This window comes from Bradyrhizobium sp. CB1717 (genome assembly GCF_029714325.1).
GTDB lineage: Bacteria > Pseudomonadota > Alphaproteobacteria > Rhizobiales > Xanthobacteraceae > Bradyrhizobium.
This window is the reverse complement of record NZ_CP121666.1, coordinates 3,812,262-3,826,360: the sequence shown is the minus strand read 5'-3', so window position 1 is coordinate 3,826,360 and position 14,099 is coordinate 3,812,262. Positions and strand designations below refer to the sequence as shown.

Sequence of the window (14,099 nt, the reverse complement as noted above, 5' to 3'; positions counted from 1 at the left end):
CGTGAAGCTCGGCATCGGACGGCAGCGGTCCCCAGACAATCCGACGCTCGATCGCAATCACGAGATCGCCAAGCCCGGCGCTTTCGAAAGCTCCGGCGGCCGACGCGTCTGTCGTCAGAACAAGCCGCGTCATGCTCATGACCTCACGGCTTCACCAAAACAGCACCGTAACGCCATAGTCGGTCGTTGGTCAGGTGGGTGCCGCCCCACCAACGGTCGATCGGATTGTGGCGGCTGAAATCCTCCTGATGAGCCAGGACGGCTTTGCCGTACTCGGTTAGCGACAGGCGGCTGCGGAGATAGACTTGGTGCCGAGCTCCCACGTTCTCGCGGTCGATTGTGCGCAGTTCGTCGCCCAAACCGGCCACTGCGGGCTTGGGACCGAGGGCGAGGCCTTCGAGCAAATATCCGAGTTCGATCTCACCGAACACATATGTGCGCCGTTGCGAACGGAGGTGAAACAACCCATTCGTATTCGCGTAGCCTCTGGCAAGCATCTCCAGAAATCGCATCTCGGTAGCACCGAGTCCCGTCAATGGAGACGGGAGTTCTGCCAGAAGCTCGAGCAAGGCCGGCCGCAGCATCAGCAAGGCGCTCAAATCGCGGTGAAGCAGATCGATGCAAGCCTCGGGGGTCGGCGCGCGGTAGGCCGACCACGCCAGTCTGGCAATCTCGAACTCCTCCGCACCGACGTCCGCGACAGGAATATGCGGCTCGCCTTTGGCGAAATCATAGTCGGGACTGAACATCAGATCGGAGTCCAGCAATCGCAGCCCGAGCTTCTGCGCCAGCGCAGGACAGCTGCTGAGGTGATCGAGCAACCAGACGAGTTGCAGCTGGTCTCGGGAAGTCGCTCCGAACCAGAGTTCGATCGTGTCGTACGGCTCGCAAAATTCGGCCAGCGACAATTCGCGACCCTTGGCGCCCCGTGGCCAGCGGACCCAATCCGACCAGTGATCGGCCGGGCCGAGATCTGCCGTGTAGGCAGCGAAATAAGCCGAAAGCTTTTCCGCCTGCGGGAGCGGCCCCCACTCAAACTGAAAATGGAACGGTATGACGATCTCGGCCAAGCCCGATCGAGCAAGCTCACTCCCGCCGCCCCAGCCAGTCAAGATCAGACGCTGCATCGCCCCACCCCACTGTCACGCCCAAAACGAAACGGGCACCGAAGACGTCGGCAACTCAACGTCCTCAGTGCCCGCTCCTCGCGAAAGGCTTTCGCGTTAAGGCTTACTCGTCCCCCGGCTCCTCGCCGTCGGCGTCGCTCTCGGGCGTGCCTGCGAGAATCTGCTCGGAGATCAGGCCGGAGTTCTGGCGGATCGAGGTCTCGATCTTGGCGGTGATGTCGGGGTTGGCCTTCAGGAACGCTTTCGAGTTCTCGCGGCCCTGGCCGAGGCGCTGGCTGTCATAGGAGAACCAGGCGCCGGACTTCTCGACGATGCCGGCCTTGACGCCGAGATCGAGGATTTCGCCCATCTTGGAGACGCCCTCGCCGTACATGATGTCGAACTCGACTTGCTTGAACGGCGGCGCCAGCTTGTTCTTCACCACCTTCACGCGGGTGGTGTTGCCGACCACTTCGTCGCGCTCCTTGATCGCGCCGATGCGGCGGATGTCGAGGCGGACGGAGGCGTAGAACTTCAGCGCGTTGCCGCCGGTCGTAGTTTCGGGCGAACCGTACATCACACCGATCTTCATGCGGATCTGGTTGATGAAGATCACCATGGTGTTGGACTTGTTGATGGATGCCGTCAGCTTGCGCAGCGCCTGGCTCATCAACCGCGCTTGAAGTCCCGGCAACGCATCGCCCATCTCGCCTTCGAGTTCGGCCTTCGGCACCAGCGCCGCAACCGAATCGACCACCAGCACGTCCACCGCGCCCGAGCGCACCAGCGTGTCGCAGATTTCCAGCGCCTGCTCGCCGGTGTCGGGCTGCGAGATCAGGAGCTCGTCGATGTTGACGCCCAGCTTGCGGGCATAGACCGGATCGAGCGCGTGCTCGGCATCGATGAAGGCGCAGATGCCGCCCTTCTTCTGCGCTTCCGCCACCGTATGCAGCGCCAGCGTGGTCTTGCCCGAAGATTCCGGCCCGTAGATCTCGACGATGCGCCCCTTGGGCAGGCCGCCGATGCCGAGCGCGATATCGAGCCCAAGCGAGCCTGACGACACCGCCTCGATGTCCATCGACCGGTCGCTCTTGCCCAGCTTCATCACCGAGCCCTTGCCGAACTGCCGCTCGATCTGGGAGAGCGCGGCGGCCAGAGCTTTACTCTTGTCCATGGAAGATCCTTCGACGATACGCAGGGCAGTTGCGGACATTGGGTCGTGCTCCTTATGGCGAGGATTCGCTAGGGGGACAAACGATTGAGAGGCGGGCCGGCGATAAAAACAATGTACCCCATTTGTTCTAGGTTCGCAATATGTTCTTTTGGGAATTGGGGTACTGTCCGTATTTGCCCCCCAGTGTCCTAGTTTGTTCTGAGGGCTGTCCTGATTTGCAGAACCGTTGACTTGGCTCAATTGGCGCCAGTCGTCTGGCGAGACCGTGAGCCATGGTCGAGACCGCGAAACAGAGCGAGGTAAAACAGCCAAAGCCGTCCCGGCTGGAGGAGGCGCGGCGGATCATTGAAGAGTACGCCGCCGAGCTGCGGGAGTTGATCCAAAAGCTCCGCCGCAAGATGAACTAACGCTCATATCCCCAGGTATAGGTAGCGGCACAGTGCAAGGCATGAAACCCTGCGCTTATGAGAAATGAGACTGCTTGGATCGTTGTGCCCGCTGTGTTCGTGGCAGTTTTACTGGCGGGAATTCTGTTGCTGCTTGGTCACGGCTGATCTCGCCGTCATAAATCCGTAATCTTCCGGCACTGAACCTTCCCACTGTTCCTGATCTTGTCTGGGATGGGGCAACGAGAGATGGGGAGCGTAGAGTGTGATGGCTGAAAATGCGTGCATCGATGCGGCTGTGCGCAGTCGCGTTTTGGAAACTGCCCATCAAGAACTAGCGAAGTTCGAGCGGACGGAAAAAGAGTTCCGCAAGAAAGACAGAGAGGAGCGCGCCGCAGAGCTGCGGCTGCCCCTTGAGGAAATCAAAGTTCATTGAACCAGGGGCCGCCTCAGTTGGCGGCCTCTTTCATGGCTTGCGTACCAATCTTCTCGGCTGAGGAACTTTCAGCCTAGCGGCGCATCTCTACGATGCCCCCAGCACGAAAGGTGCCCCCCCGACTGCTGGAGGAAAACCCCATCAGCGGGTTGGCGGCCCCCAATTGGGGCCGTTTATATAGCGCCTCCTCAGTTGGCGGCCTCATCCATTGTCTGAGTCTTTCTCTTCGTCTTCCAATAGCGCGATATTCGCTTCAAGCCTCTCGAGCAGGCGACGCGCATCCAGGACAGCACCCGCTCTCCGCCTGATTGAATTCGAAGCGCCCCCAGGTTGCGGAACCAAGGAACCTAACATGAGTTATGCTCCCCGGATTGACCGGGAGGCGCTTATGGCAACAGGCGACTTGGAATGGCTTTCCGAACAGATCGAACTAAAAATGGAACGGATGCGCGCCAAGACGGAGCGCGAGAGGGCAATGCTTCAGCGATCTTTCGAATTGCTTGCCAAAACAAAAGAGCTGCTTAGCGAGCCTGCACCGGAGGTCTGGCCGTCGAGACAGCCCCAAAAGTAGGTCGTGCCTCAGTTTGAATTTTGCGGGTGCTTAGGAACCAATCCGCGCTTTCGTACTTGGGCCCGGTCATTGGGTTACGTCATGACTGCGCATCACGAAGAGAAGTCGTCGGCTCCGGCTCCGCCAAAGACGGCACCAAGGTGCCCGACCTGCGCATCCTTTCCCAGACTGGCATATTCGATGCTGGATCCCCGGCGCGGCCGAACTGTACGCCTTTACGAATGCCAGTGCGGCGAACGTATTTGGGACGATTAAGGCCGACGCCGTTGACGTAGTTTGTGCTCGGATTCGCTAGCAACCATCGGTTAATAGGCGCATTGTTCCTGCATCACCGGCCAAGGCTCTGCCCGTAGGCGTCGGTGGCTGAGAGACCGAGAGCGCTCCCGCCTGCAAAGCGAAGGGAGCGCCGTCATGGCCGACCATTCCCAGATCCATCGCGCGCGTAATCTGGCTGCCGAGATCGCGGAGCAGAACGACAAAATCCGCCAGATAACGGCTGAAGCGGCCGAAGCGCTCAAGCTGCCCCAGCCCGACACCTTCCTTGGGCGCAAAACCCAAGAGCCGTTCCGGGACGAAGACCCGCTGAAACGCGTGGATATTCATAACCTCATCCACAGCGAGTTGCAGCCGCCGAAGCAGTAGGGCCGCCCATAAGAACTGGCACAAGCTGCGTAGCGTTGATCCTGCTACCGCGCTGTGCTGCCGTATGGGCAATGACCCTTGGTACAAGGTTCTTGTGATCGTTTGGGACAACCTGTCGGTGGCGGTGGTTGCCGTCGCCATCCTCATGTTTGAAGGCCGCCTCCGTTGGCGGCCTCTTCCCTATCCACATCGACCGGATCGAAACTGCCCTCCAACAATTGGAGCCAGGCTGTCCGCATTTGATCACAAGTGTCCCAGTTTGCTCTGAGGGTGTCCCAACTCTCGTGGCGTCCTCAAGAAGCTTCGCGGCCTCCTTGAACCAAAGGCCCGCCATATAGGACCGAACTATCTGGATCTTGCGCCGGCTGTGCACGTCGCGGTGTTGTGCCGCCGATTCTGTTGCTGATTGGCCGCGTCACAAGCCTGTGGCATGGCCGTTGCACATTGAGCTCAACTGAGATTTCAGCGCTCAGTTAGAAAATAAAGCGCCGCCGGGACGCTTATTTCGAGCCCGGCCGCGCTTTTCTCAATCCTGATACGGCCATTCGCCGTCATAAATCCGTAATTCTACGGCACCCGAACCTTCCCGCTATTCCCGGTCTTGTCCAGGGATCAGCCACTGAAAGACGGGGAACGTGAGTGATGACGGAACCGACCCATCTTGGCGTAGCGCCAAAAGATCGCCTGTTGGACGCAGCCCGCAAAGAGCTGATCGAGTTCGAACGGCGAGAAATGGAGTTTCGCAGGAAGGACCGCGAGGAGCGTGCGGCGGAGCTTCACCTTCCTCTGGATCGGATCAAGATCCACTGAGCCGACGCCGGCAGTTGTCGCTTCCAGAACCTTTGCAATGCGCCCGGGTTATCCCGGCATGTATCGCCTCTGGTATTTTGCCGCCTTCATCGCGGTCACTGCGACCGCCTTCGGCGCCTTGGTGGCGTTCGACAAATTCCTTGGATGACCCGAGGCCGCCTCAGCGGACGGCCTCTTTCATGTGTCCTCATCACCGCAACGTCATCGCCGATGCGGGCGAACCCGCAGGCCCGTCCTCTTGAATGCGAACGAGAAATCGCGGATCAATTCCCTCACCTCCGGCGCAAGGCTCGCGGAGCCGAAGCTGACGCGCCATCAAAGACACAGCCGCCGCGTGCCGTCATGCTTCCGCAGTCCTGCGAAACGTTTCGGTGCCTAACGGTATCTAAATACTACCATCAAGCCATTGATTGCGCGTGACAATCCCACGGCGGCCTACTGTGCATGGGGTTGTTTTGCAGCTTTTTGCAGGACCTGGGGGGATGTCCATGGCGCCCCCATCCGCGCGCGGGGCCATGCTGGCCCGGAGCCGGTCGACGTCTGCCTCTGCGTCCCGTGATCCCTAAAGCAGCACCAGCAATGCGATGCCGATTACCAACACGACGAAGCCCGCCGCTGTCGCGGCGGCAAATGACCGCTCTACGTTATCCATGATGCCACCCCGTTGCCGGCGCACCACGTTTCCCCCATGGCACGACCGGACGTTGCGGAATCTCGCCTGCTGCTGTGGCTCGAGTGGTGCGATCGGGTGGCCAAATTGGGACCGGTGCGGGGCCAGTCTGCGGCCTGCTCAGCGCTGCTTTCGTTTTCGCCGTCAGGCCTCTGTAAGCCAACGCGCCTAGTGTCGATGAGCCCGGTGGACCAACACCGGGCCTCCATACCAGTCGACGACCCCGCTCTCCCCGAGCGGGGTTTTCTGTTTGCGGGCCCATGCGCGGTGACGCCGGTGCCGATTCGATTCGCGAGCGTGTCAGGCTGCCGTAAGCTCAGCCGGGTAGGCTCGCTTGGCTTATGGTGTTGCAGCCCAGCACCTCAGCCTCCAATAACCTTTGCCCCGCTTGGCTCTCCCCAAGCGGGGTTTTTTCATGCGTGCCCGCCGTTCACGCGCCGCTCTCCTCCCGCGTCAGCCGCAGCGAGAAGGCGCGGATCGCGGGCGCCGCCAGCAGCACCATGGGCAGCATCGCGGCCCATGCGATCAGCCATGACACCATCCAGTGCCGAACGAACAGCAGCGCGCCATCAGCGGGAAAGCTGGCGATTCCCGCCGCGATCAGCGAGGTCAGTCCGGACTGGATGACGCCGAAGACGAAATGACTGTAGCGGCGGGGAATGCCGAGCATGACGCGCCCTTGTGCTTACCGTCATGCGGCCAAGCAAGGCACGTGCCGCCTCGCGCACCGGGACGCACCTGATCGCCTGCCATTCAGCGCCCGCGCTTTTTGAATCCGGAGACTGATCTGGATCAAGAGTCTTGGGCAGCATCAGCATTGAACTGGCTCCGTGGTTCTCCGGCCATGAACAAAGTTCCTGGCCGGCCGATGGCGTGCGCGCTTTCGAGATTTCCGTGAGCTATCCAAGAGTTACCGGCAGATTTCACTTGTCCCTGGGAATATTATGTCGGCCAACATGTTTTCAGTGATCGAGGGTGAATCGTGGGAGGTGACCATGAATCACAGGGGCGTCGAGTTCACCGTCGCCAAGACCGCAATTCCCGGAGTCTGGCAGTGGCAGTTCCGCATCGGGGAGCAGGTCAAGTCCGGCAAGACCGAGACCAAGATCGACCTGTTGGCGATCCGGCGGGTGCAGCTGCGCATCGATCGGGAGCTCAAGGCCATCGGGCGCAAGACGGCTTGATCGAGTCGGCCTGAGGCGGAGCGGCGGTGTCGCGGACATCCTTGCGCGGCGCGACATCCCCTGACCGAAGCCGCATGTCCTCCGTAGACGCCCGGAATTGATCTGCCGGGGGTTTGGGATTGCACTGGCCCGCCCATGGCCTTGGAGGCGGGGCCTTCACGTGCGACCGGTGCCAGCCATGCCGCTTTATTTCTTCCGAATCCGCAACGGCCGCTATTCCGGCTGTGCGGACCAGGCGACGGAATTTTCCGATCGCGATTCCGCCTGGAAGGAGATGACCAGCGTCTGCGCCGACATGGCCGCCGGGATCGCCCGCAAGCTCCAGGAAAATTCCGAGTGGCACATGGAGCTCCTCGACGAGGCCAAGGAGCCGGTGTTCCGCATCCGCATCGTCGCCGAGACGCTCGACTAGGCGCGAGGGCGTGGTCCCTCAATCGGCGCTGGGCAGCCGCCGCATGGTGAATTCGATGTCGCCGCCGGGCAGTTCGCGCCATGTCTCGACCGCGCTCATATAGCCGGCCTTGGGATAGCGGGCGAAGAAGGCCTCCGCCCTCGCCCGCGCCGCCGCACGCGGCAGCGTGAAAGTCTCGCGCAGATAGCCGTCACCGGAGCGTTCGCCCGGCTTATTGCCGCCGGTGTTGCGCCGGCGCGCCATGCGCTCGGCGAGATCCCGCGGACGATCGGCCATGATCGTGCCCTCCTCTACGCAATACCTGCGCTCAATGTAGGGAGTGGCCGGGCAAGGAGGAGTCCCGGCCGGAGGGCGCCTGCCGCCCCCGGCCAAAGGCTCAGTTCGCGGCTGTGCCGGTCTTGCTCTTCTTCGGAGCGCTGGTGGCGGCCGCCTTCGGCGCCGCCGGCTGCTTCGGCGGATCGGAGCGCATGCCGCCCCAGGGATCGTTGGACGCCTTGGCGTCCGGAATCTTCTTCAGCGTTTCCTTGTAGGCTTTGTCACGCTCGGCTTCCGCAGCCTTCTCCTCCGGGGTCTTGCCCGGGCCGTCCTGCAGCAAATTGAGATTGGGCATTTGCGCATAGGCCGGTCCCGCCAGCACGGCCAGCACCGCGGCCAAACGGAAAAGCTTCATCTTTGACTCCTCAGATCATTTCATGGAGGCCCGGCTCGCCGTGCCTTGTCATCCCAGCGCGGCCGCTGGGAGGGCCGCAGGGACCGCTACGATCGGCACGATTTCGGCGCGTGCAGCCAGTCGTCCCAGATCGGGCCGCACTTTGTGCACCCGTTCAGCGCAAGACCGAGCGCAACCAGACAAAAGACGAGGACATACCGACGCAACATCGCCCACCCGTTACCCAACCACGGCATCATATCGGGCCAAGTCGGGCATTTTCAAGCCGACAGGACCGGCACGGCCGGGTGACTTTGCCGCGCCGATGCGGGCAGAATGGCCGAAACATCCGGCAACCATGGAGGAAACCACAGCAATGCCATCGCAGCCAGAAGCCGAGTTCGGCATCAATGATGCCCGACGCATCCTCGGCGAGGTCTTTGCGCCCTGGGTCCAGGATCTCAACCTCTCGGTCGAGCGCATCGAGCACGTGCCGCCGCCGGATGAGCCCGACTGGCAGCCGGGTGCGCTGCTGCGCATGGCGTTTTCGGAGCGGCTCTGCCGGAGCGGCGGAGTGGTATGCGGCCAGGCGCTGATGGCCCTCGCCGACACCGCGATGGTGATCGCCATCCTTGCCGCCAATCGCGGCTACCGTCCGATGACCACGGTCGACCAGACCACGCATTTCATGCGCGCGGCCTCCTCCTCGGACGTGCTGGCGGATGCGCGCGTCGTGCGGCTCGGACGCACCATGAGCTTCGGCCGCGTCACCCTGCTCTCCGCCGTCGACAACAAGCCGGTGGCGATGGTGTCGAGCGCGTTCGCGATGTTGCCGGGCTGAGCCTCATCCGAAAAATGAGAGCCGCGTGAGCGCAAGGCGCAGCGCGGCTCTCGATGACGTCGAAACCAGACCGAGGCACGATTGCGATCATGTCTCGGTCGGCACGCTTCAATAATTACTTGCCGAGGATCTCGTCGGCCGCAGTGACGACGCTGACGGTCGGGTTCTTTCCGCAATAGGCACCGAACTTCTTGGCGTTCTCGATGAACACCTCGGTGTCGATGATCGCGTTGTCTTCGTCGCCCTTGTACCAGCCGTCCATCCAGGTCAGCACGACCGCGATGTTGTCTTCGCCGCTATCGAGGAATTGCTTGCAGGTCATGGTCGAGAGGTCCCACTTGACGGCGTGGGCGGGCATCGACGTCAGCGAGAGCGCTGCGGCGAACAGAAGCGAAAGCGTGGTCTTCATCAGTATCTCCATCGGCGCGTAACGCCATAAAGGAAAGGATCGTGAGGAAAGTCGGCGGGACATGACGCACCGCTTCAACGTCGTAAACGAAGTCTGAAGCGCCATGCAAGTAGCGCCAGTATTGAGTTCATTTCAACGTAATTTCTATGCACTATTTCACAATCGTCACGATGGATTAACGCCGATGATCGAGAAGCGCGCAGCACAGCGTCACCGTGTTTTCAAGGGTGGAACGATCACCTTCGAAGACGGCGGCATCGGGTGCACTGTGCGAAACATGTCGGCAGGCGGCGCGGCGATCGAGCTCGAGAGCCCCGTCACATTGCCGCAATCGTTCACACTCTCGATCGCGCGCGACAATTTCGTGCGGAATTGCCGCCCCGTGTGGCGCAGCGACAAACGCATCGGCCTCGCTTTCGTGCAATAGCACTCGCGATGTGAACGAGCGTTCGCATCACATGCACAACACGATATTGCCTGCGGCGACGCCAGCGCAGTCCGACGATCACGAGCGTGATGATCGCGAGCGTGATCGCCGACGTCGCCGCAAGAAATCGTCCGCCCGGACGATCGATCGTGCGCGACCAGAGCGAAGGCGCCTCGCCCGGCCGCGCCAGGCGGAACGCAACGACGCTGTCGCCGATCGATGTGCCGGCTTCGGAATGGCCGCCGGCGCCGATCGCGACATATTGCTCGCCCTTCCAGAGATAGGTCATGGGATTGGCGACGCCCGGCACCGGCAGCCGCCCCTGCCACAGCTCCCTGCCACTGCGCGCATCGAAGGCCCGCAAGTAAGCATCCATCGCGCCGGTGAAAACGAGACCGCCAGCGGTGACCGCGAGTCCGTTGAGGAGCGGCGCGCCCCAGGGCAGTGGCACGCCGAGCGGCGCCAGATCCTCGGTGGTGCCGACCGTCGAACGCCAGAGAATCCTGCCCGCCTTCAGATCGACCGCAACCATCTCGCCCCAGGGCGGCTTGTTGCAGAGGAAGCCGAGCGGCGACGTCACCATCGCGCGCGACATCGCGAACGGCGCGCCGCGCTGCCGGCCGAAATCATGACCGGGCGGCGGATTGAAGCCGGCGGCTTCCGCGCGCGGGATCAGCTTGATGAGATGAACGGCACGGCTGGTGTTGGCGTAGAGGATCTGGTGGACCGGATCGTAGGCCGCGCTGCCCCAGTTGACCCCGCCGCCGGTGAAGGGAAACTCCAATGTGCCCTGCACTGACGGCGGCGTGAACAGTCCCTCGTTGCGCGCCGCTGCGAACTGCCGCTCGCACGACGAGCGCATCAAGCCGGGCAATAACGAGAGCACGTCATCGGTCGAGATCGTCTGTGACGTCAATGCCCGCACGTGGGTCGGAAACGGCTGCGTCGGCGACAGCTTCTCGCCTTCCGCGCCACCTTGCGGCACCGCGCGCTCCTCGACCGGCCACACCGGCTTGCCGGTGTCACGGTCGAGCACGAAGACAAAACCCTGCTTGGTCGGCTGGATCACGACGTCGCGCTGCCCGTCGCCCGTGTCGAGACGCGTCAGCGTCGGCTGCGCCGGCAGATCGTAGTCCCAGACGTCGTGATGCACGGTCTGGAAGGCCCATACGAGTTCACCGGTTTCGATGCGCAGCGCGACCACCGAATTGGCATGCTCGTTGTTGCCCGGTCGTTTGCCGCCCCAAAAGTCCGGCGACGGCGAGGTCGTGGGCAAGAACACGAGCCCGCGCGTCTCGTCGACCGACATCGGTGCCCAGACATTGGCGTGGCCGGCCTCGATGCCGTCGCGCTTGAGCGGCTCGAAGGTCCAGCGCGGCTCGCCGCTACGCGCATCGAATGCGCGCACCATGCCGCTCGGCGCATCGACGCGGCTGTTGTCGCCGATCGAGGAGCCGACCACGACGACGCCGCGCCCGACCGCCGGTGGCGAGGTGATCTGGAATTCGCCGGGCCATTCCAGCCGCATGCCGATCTCGAGCTTGATCTCGCCGCCCTTGCCGAAACCGGCACAGGGAATGCCGGTCCTCGCATCGAGCGCAATCAGGCGGACGTCGTTCGTGCCCATGAAGATCCGCGATCGGCAAACGGCATTCGCGGGCGCGTGGTCATCGACCCAGTACGTGACGCCGCGGCAGACATAGCGATTGGCGGGACGCTGATTGGTTGCGATTTTTGGATCGAAGCGCCATTTCTGCACGCCGGTGCCGGGATCGAGCGCGATCACCTCGTTGAAGGGCGAGCAGAAGATCAGACTGTCCTCGACGAGCAGTGGCGTCGCCTGGAATTTGGTTCGCCGCATCACTTCGGGTGGGCGCGCAGTGAGATCGCCGGTGTGATATTCGAAGGCGCGAACGAGTTGGCCGACATTGTCGGGCGTGATCTCTCGCAAGGGCGAGAAGCGCGAGCCGCCGGGATCGCCGCCCCAGCTTTCCCAGGCGGCGCAGGGGGGCATCGCAAGCAGCAAGAGCGCAACGAGCGCTGGCGGAATTCGCAGGCGGGTCCGCAAACGCCCGCCTCCCCCTATTTCGGCTTCTTGGCGGGTTCGCTCGGACGGGCCCCGCCCCACGGATCGTACTTTTCCTTCGGCTCGGGAATGCGCTCGAGCGCGGCCTTGTAGGCTTTCTCGTCGACCTTCGGCTTGTTGTCCGCCGGCTTGGGGCCGTCATTGGGCTGGCGCCGCCCCTGCGCCTCGGCCGAGCCGCACGCCAATGCCAGCACCGCAGCCGCTATGACCAAAATCTTCATTGATGCAATCCCCCTCGCGTGGGGTACAAACTAGCCTGCAATCCCGTAATAGCAAATGCCGCGGGTTCCGCGCCTTCAGCAAATTTTGATCGGGGCGGACTTCGCCGGATCGCATTCGTGCCTATCTGTTGGCCCGCAGGGGACTTTCACGGATGTTGCGGATCATTGCCAATGCGGCGCTGCTGGCCGGCGCGCTCGCGCTCGGTGCTTGCGGCTTTGCCGACAGCCGGGCGCCGGTGCCCGAGTTCATGCGCATCAAGGAAGCCGAGCAGCCTCCGCCGGAGCCGCCCCCGGACATCAAGCGCGTGGTGCGGGAGCAAATCGACGTGGTGTTTCTCGCCACGTCCTATCCACGTGAGATTCATGTCGCCCCGCCCCATCACGAGGCGCGTGGACCGGGCTGGACCGCCTGCGTCCGCGCGCAGCTCACCTCCGCAACCGGCACCCCGCTCGGCGCACAGACCTACGTCGTGACCATCAATGGCGGAAAGGTCATCGATCGCCGGCGCGCCGAAGCCGACGACATTTGCGGGACCGAGACTTACGAGCCGATCTAGGAACAAACCGCCGTTAACGAAGGTGCGGTTCCGGGAAAAACCAGCATTGCGAGCGGGAACGATCACCGCCTCCCCTTCTTGTTACCGCCGAGGGCAGTTTCGGAGGAGGACATGATGAGGACGTTGACTATTGCGCTATTGGCGGGCGTTGGTGCTTTGGCAGCCGCATCGGGCGTGAAGGCTTCGGATATCTACACGAGCAGCGAATACACCAATCCGGAACTCGTCCAGCAGGTGCGACTTGTCTGCGACGACGCCGGCCGGTGCTATCGCACGCGCGGCGGTTCGCGTGTCATCGTGCGCGATTCCTACAACTACATGCCGCGCGAGCGCTACTACGAGCGCCGGACGTATCACCGCGACTGGGATGACGGCCCGCGCGCCGGCGTCGGCATTCGCACACCTGGCGTCAGCGTCGGTGTGGGCGTCGGCGACGACCGCTGGTGATCGACGAAGGCTTGACGGGCGGACCGGGACGAGACAGCTCGCCCGGTCCGCTTTCGCATGCCGAATGAACGGAATCAGGCGGCGACGGATTGCTGCTGCTTACTCTGCATCGTGACTTCAGGTTTCGAGCGGATCGGCCGGCGTGACGAAGCGCGTCAATGACGGCAGGTGAGCGATGAAGCGGGCGAGCACCATGCCGGCGCACATCGCCGCAACGAAGATGACGGCGGAGACCGAGCCGAATCCGAGCGCGGTCAGCGCCGGCCCCGGGCAGAAGCCCGCCAGTCCCCAGCCGATACCGAAGATCGCGGGACCTGCGACGATCCTGGGATCGATGTCTCGTCGTGTCGGCAGATAAAACCGATCGGCGAAGAACGGACGCGCGAGCTTGAGGACGCGGCTGAAGCCGATGAAGGTCACGGCCACCGCGCCCGCCATCACGAAGGCGAGGCTCGCATCCCATGTCCCTGCCGGAATGCCGCCGATGTCGAGGAAGTTCAGCACCTTGGCCGGGTTCGACATGCCGGAGACGATGAGGCCGATGCCGAAGATCAGGCCGATCGCGAATTGAACGAGAATTGCCATTGCAATCAACTCCAGTGCCGCATCACGAAGACGGTCGCCATGCCGGCGGCCATGAAGGTCATGGTCGCGACCAGCGAGCGCACCGACAGCCGCGACAAGCCGCAGACACCATGGCCGGAGGTGCAGCCACTGCCCCACACCGAACCGAAACCCGTGAGCAATCCGCCGACGATCAGGACCGCCGGCCCTGCCGCGATCGTCTGCACCGGCAGGTCTCCGGTGACGAGCAGCACCAGCACGGGCGCGGCGACGAGACCGGCGACAAAGGCAAGGCGCCCGGCGAATTCGCGGTCCTCGTAGGGCGGAAACAGCCGCGCCGCGATGCCGCTGACGCCGGCAATCCGCCCCGTCGCCCACATCAGCAGGACGGCCGCGAGGCCAATCAGTGCTCCGCCCAGGAGCGAGGCCATTGGTGTGAAAGGTGTCACGATCATTGTGATCCTCCAGTTCGGGGAGCAATCCTATCGCATCCATCCCTACAATCGA

General features: G+C 62.8%; 21 protein-coding genes. 11 read left to right on the top strand and 10 right to left on the bottom strand.

The genetic code is table 11. The features are described 5' to 3' along the window. Window positions 1–143: 143 nt before the first annotated feature. Both QA649_RS18000 and recA read right to left on the bottom strand, forming a co-directional pair. Window positions 144–1,127: a hypothetical protein gene (locus tag QA649_RS18000; RefSeq protein WP_283025356.1), complete on the bottom strand. Its 984-nt coding sequence runs from the start codon at window positions 1,125–1,127 to the stop codon at window positions 144–146. 103 nt (window positions 1,128–1,230) lie between these two features. Beyond that, window positions 1,231–2,319 carry a recombinase RecA gene (gene recA / locus QA649_RS17995; protein WP_212023577.1) on the bottom strand — a complete coding sequence of 363 codons (1,089 nt, stop codon included), beginning with the start codon at window positions 2,317–2,319 and terminating at the stop codon, window positions 1,231–1,233. Window positions 2,320–2,552: 233 nt separating this feature from the next. Between recA and QA649_RS17990 the strand changes: the two genes are divergently transcribed. The 5 genes from QA649_RS17990 (at window position 2,553) to QA649_RS17970 (ending at window position 5,125) form a co-directional block, all read left to right on the top strand. Next, the gene (locus QA649_RS17990) at window positions 2,553–2,687 is read left to right on the top strand and encodes a hypothetical protein (RefSeq protein ID WP_283025355.1); all 135 of its coding nucleotides are present in this window, start codon (window positions 2,553–2,555) and stop codon (window positions 2,685–2,687) included. A gap of 247 nt (window positions 2,688–2,934) precedes the next feature. Beyond that, window positions 2,935–3,102, top strand: a complete 168-nt coding sequence (locus QA649_RS17985) for a hypothetical protein (protein WP_283025354.1) — start codon at window positions 2,935–2,937, stop codon at window positions 3,100–3,102. 352 nt (window positions 3,103–3,454) lie between these two features. Further along, complete coding sequence (locus QA649_RS17980; protein WP_283025353.1) at window positions 3,455–3,673, top strand: hypothetical protein; 219 nt, start codon at window positions 3,455–3,457, stop codon at window positions 3,671–3,673. A gap of 411 nt (window positions 3,674–4,084) precedes the next feature. Beyond that, window positions 4,085–4,315: a hypothetical protein gene (locus tag QA649_RS17975; RefSeq protein WP_283025352.1), complete on the top strand. Its 231-nt coding sequence runs from the start codon at window positions 4,085–4,087 to the stop codon at window positions 4,313–4,315. A 642-nt stretch (window positions 4,316–4,957) separates the two neighbouring features. Beyond that, window positions 4,958–5,125, top strand: a complete 168-nt coding sequence (locus QA649_RS17970; protein WP_283025351.1) for a hypothetical protein — start codon at window positions 4,958–4,960, stop codon at window positions 5,123–5,125. Between the two features lie 1,100 nt (window positions 5,126–6,225). Here QA649_RS17970 and QA649_RS17965 read toward each other — a convergent pair. After that, entirely contained in the window at window positions 6,226–6,465 is a 240-nt protein-coding gene (locus QA649_RS17965) for a DUF2798 domain-containing protein (protein ID WP_283025350.1), read from the bottom strand. Window positions 6,466–6,790: 325 nt separating this feature from the next. Between QA649_RS17965 and QA649_RS17960 the strand changes: the two genes are divergently transcribed. Further along, window positions 6,791–6,979, top strand: coding sequence for a hypothetical protein (locus QA649_RS17960; RefSeq protein WP_026311954.1), 189 nt, complete (start codon window positions 6,791–6,793; stop codon window positions 6,977–6,979). 178 nt (window positions 6,980–7,157) lie between these two features. Next, entirely contained in the window at window positions 7,158–7,391 is a 234-nt protein-coding gene (locus tag QA649_RS17955; protein WP_018642771.1) for a hypothetical protein, read from the top strand. Window positions 7,392–7,409: 18 nt separating this feature from the next. On the opposite strand, the gene QA649_RS17950 is transcribed toward QA649_RS17955, so the two are convergent. Together QA649_RS17950 and QA649_RS17945 are read right to left on the bottom strand one after the other, a co-directional pair. Next, complete coding sequence (locus QA649_RS17950) at window positions 7,410–7,667, bottom strand: hypothetical protein (RefSeq protein WP_283025349.1); 258 nt, start codon at window positions 7,665–7,667, stop codon at window positions 7,410–7,412. A 100-nt stretch (window positions 7,668–7,767) separates the two neighbouring features. Next, window positions 7,768–8,061: a hypothetical protein gene (locus QA649_RS17945; protein WP_018642772.1), complete on the bottom strand. Its 294-nt coding sequence runs from the start codon at window positions 8,059–8,061 to the stop codon at window positions 7,768–7,770. Window positions 8,062–8,416: 355 nt separating this feature from the next. Here QA649_RS17945 and QA649_RS17940 point away from each other — a divergent pair, with 355 nt between their 5' ends. Beyond that, window positions 8,417–8,881: a PaaI family thioesterase gene (locus QA649_RS17940; RefSeq protein WP_260389601.1), complete on the top strand. Its 465-nt coding sequence runs from the start codon at window positions 8,417–8,419 to the stop codon at window positions 8,879–8,881. 115 nt (window positions 8,882–8,996) lie between these two features. Here QA649_RS17940 and QA649_RS17935 read toward each other — a convergent pair whose 3' ends face one another. Further along, the gene (locus QA649_RS17935; RefSeq protein WP_026311957.1) at window positions 8,997–9,290 is read right to left on the bottom strand and encodes an HdeA family protein; all 294 of its coding nucleotides are present in this window, start codon (window positions 9,288–9,290) and stop codon (window positions 8,997–8,999) included. Between the two features lie 103 nt (window positions 9,291–9,393). On the opposite strand from QA649_RS17935, the gene QA649_RS17930 reads away from it, so the two are divergent. Next, window positions 9,394–9,717: a PilZ domain-containing protein gene (locus QA649_RS17930; protein WP_349254069.1), complete on the top strand. Its 324-nt coding sequence runs from the start codon at window positions 9,394–9,396 to the stop codon at window positions 9,715–9,717. Here QA649_RS17930 and QA649_RS17925 read toward each other — a convergent pair. After that, window positions 9,626–11,731: a pyrroloquinoline quinone-dependent dehydrogenase gene (locus QA649_RS17925; RefSeq protein WP_283026046.1), complete on the bottom strand. Its 2,106-nt coding sequence runs from the start codon at window positions 11,729–11,731 to the stop codon at window positions 9,626–9,628. The two genes, QA649_RS17930 and QA649_RS17925, sit on opposite strands and share 92 nt — an antisense overlap. Window positions 11,732–11,799: 68 nt before the next feature. Next, window positions 11,800–12,024 carry a hypothetical protein gene (locus tag QA649_RS17920; protein WP_018642777.1) on the bottom strand — a complete coding sequence of 75 codons (225 nt, stop codon included), beginning with the start codon at window positions 12,022–12,024 and terminating at the stop codon, window positions 11,800–11,802. A 152-nt stretch (window positions 12,025–12,176) separates the two neighbouring features. Here QA649_RS17920 and QA649_RS17915 point away from each other — a divergent pair, with 152 nt between their 5' ends. Both QA649_RS17915 and QA649_RS17910 read left to right on the top strand, forming a co-directional pair. After that, window positions 12,177–12,581, top strand: a complete 405-nt coding sequence (locus tag QA649_RS17915; RefSeq protein ID WP_283025348.1) for a hypothetical protein — start codon at window positions 12,177–12,179, stop codon at window positions 12,579–12,581. Window positions 12,582–12,692: 111 nt separating this feature from the next. Continuing rightward, window positions 12,693–13,028, top strand: a complete 336-nt coding sequence (locus QA649_RS17910; protein WP_283025347.1) for a hypothetical protein — start codon at window positions 12,693–12,695, stop codon at window positions 13,026–13,028. A 117-nt stretch (window positions 13,029–13,145) separates the two neighbouring features. On the opposite strand, the gene QA649_RS17905 is transcribed toward QA649_RS17910, so the two are convergent. Continuing rightward, a complete protein-coding gene (locus QA649_RS17905) occupies window positions 13,146–13,613 on the bottom strand; it encodes a DUF6691 family protein (RefSeq protein WP_283025346.1) in 468 nt (155 codons plus the stop codon). A gap of 5 nt (window positions 13,614–13,618) precedes the next feature. Then, window positions 13,619–14,047: a YeeE/YedE family protein gene (locus QA649_RS17900; protein WP_283025345.1), complete on the bottom strand. Its 429-nt coding sequence runs from the start codon at window positions 14,045–14,047 to the stop codon at window positions 13,619–13,621. Window positions 14,048–14,099 lie beyond the last annotated feature (52 nt).